Origin of the sequence: Rhodococcus sp. CX (genome assembly GCF_015865005.1) — a bacterium.
In the GTDB taxonomy this organism is placed as follows: Bacteria; Actinomycetota; Actinomycetes; order Mycobacteriales; family Mycobacteriaceae; genus Rhodococcus.
In genome coordinates, this window is sequence record NZ_JADZGH010000184.1 from 9,566 (window position 1) to 11,115 (window position 1,550).

Genomic DNA, 1,550 nt, shown 5'->3' on the forward strand with positions numbered 1-1,550 from the left:
AGGGATCGAGCGTGACGAGCGCGTCACCGCTGAACACCACACCGCGATCGGCCAGGTGCAGGATGCAGTGGCCGTCGGTGTGCCCGGGCGTATGCGCGGCCACCGGTCGCCCCGGTACATCCAATGCGGTTCCGGTGGAAAGCTTTTCGACGTCCCGGACACCCTTCACCGTGAGCGCGCCGGCGGCCGCCATGCGAGCGAGGATCGGAAGGGACCGGGGGTGGGTCAGCGCGTAGAGGAACCGGTTGCGTTGGGGTGTGTAGCGGTAGGGGTGCGCGGCCAGACGTTCGTCGCCGGGATGGACGAGGATCGGCACATTCCACTCGCGGCGCGCCCCCGTCGACATCCGCGCTCTGATCCTGACCCACGCCCACTTCGACCACCTCGGGTTCGCCGCCCGGGCGCGCCGGCAACGCGCGAGCACCTCCTCCACCATCTGCCACATGCTCGGCAGGCCCGCGTCCAGCAAGGTCACCCCGTCGTCGTCCTCGACGACGTAGCAGTTGACGTGTGCGTGGCCGATCAGATGGATGCCGTCGGCGACGCCGAGAGTGATCATGTCCGCCTCACCCCGCGACCTGCTGGGCCCTCGCGTACGCGAGATGAAGAAAGTCCGCTCCTGTCAGGACCGCGAGGGCGTCCACACAGAGTGCGGTCGGGCGCGGCGCGAACACCCGCCCCACGGTGAGAACGGCAACGGCCCAGACGTCGAAGCAGAACGGGCAGGTCAGTAGTTCACCCAGGCTGCGCCGGGCTCCGTTCCGGTACTTCGGGGACTCCATCACCTCTGCGGGCCCGCAGTCGCCGTCGTGGTCGGTGAACGGTGCGCGAAGCGGGTTGGTCACCTCGTCCTTGGTGATCGTGCGCGACAGTTTGTGGACCGCAACCGCGGCGAGAAGCAGATCGCGGGTGCTCATTCTCCGGGGCAGCTGTCTGCCGGTCACCACCGACAACGCAGCGATGCCTACAACGAGAACGCCGTACAGAACCAGGACCATCAGGTGCCCGCCGAGATTCCGCTCGTCCTCCGGTTCGTCACGGGGGCTGTCGAGCTTCGCTGCGGGTTCCGAGGTGAGAGTCATCGGGGTTCCTTCGTTCGCGGGTGCAAACGAGTTACCCGTCCTCGCCGACCTCAATCATCCGGCGCCCACGAGTTCACGTCAGGGGCGAGGCAGCAGCTCCGCGCTGAGCGGTTCGATCTCGATCACCGCGCCCTCCGCCTGACCGTAGTAGCGCGTCCGCAGCCGCCACAGGCGGATGTGCCCGAGCTCCGAGCGCCAGCCGCCGAGGTAGTACTTGCGGCCGAGCAACGCCAGCGCGCGCAGCGACGGGGCTCCGGGGTGTACCTTCGCGCGTCCGCGGACCCGGAGGACGTGGTCCGAGCGGCCCTTCCCCTCCGCGTCGAGCAGCACGACGACCTCGGGGTTCACCGTGGTGTTGCGGGCCGCGACGGTGTCCCGGCCGGTGGCCAGGAACAGCCGGCCTCGGTCGTACAGGAACCACAGAGGTGTCATGGCCGGACGCCCCTTCGGCGACCGGGTCGCGACCCG

Annotated in this window: 4 protein-coding genes; 1 reads left to right on the forward strand and 3 read right to left on the reverse strand. The window is 69.0% G+C overall.

Features of this window, described 5'->3' with window-relative positions:
• A partial coding sequence (locus I0Q12_RS35150; RefSeq protein ID WP_374068742.1) for an MBL fold metallo-hydrolase occupies positions 1-346 on the reverse strand: 346 nt, incomplete at its 3' end.
• A 13-nt stretch (positions 347-359) separates the two neighbouring features.
• Between I0Q12_RS35150 and I0Q12_RS35155 the strand changes: the two genes are divergently transcribed.
• On the forward strand, positions 360-500 hold the full coding sequence (locus I0Q12_RS35155) for a hypothetical protein (protein ID WP_374068743.1): 141 nt from the start codon (positions 360-362) through the stop codon (positions 498-500).
• A 66-nt stretch (positions 501-566) separates the two neighbouring features.
• Here I0Q12_RS35155 and I0Q12_RS19805 read toward each other — a convergent pair whose 3' ends face one another.
• Both I0Q12_RS19805 and I0Q12_RS19810 read right to left on the reverse strand, forming a co-directional pair.
• Positions 567-1,082 carry a DUF1360 domain-containing protein gene (locus tag I0Q12_RS19805; protein ID WP_197253815.1) on the reverse strand — a complete coding sequence of 172 codons (516 nt, stop codon included), beginning with the start codon at positions 1,080-1,082 and terminating at the stop codon, positions 567-569.
• A 78-nt stretch (positions 1,083-1,160) separates the two neighbouring features.
• The coding region (locus tag I0Q12_RS19810) for a pyridoxamine 5'-phosphate oxidase family protein (RefSeq protein ID WP_197253816.1) at positions 1,161-1,550 on the reverse strand (390 nt) is incomplete at its 5' end.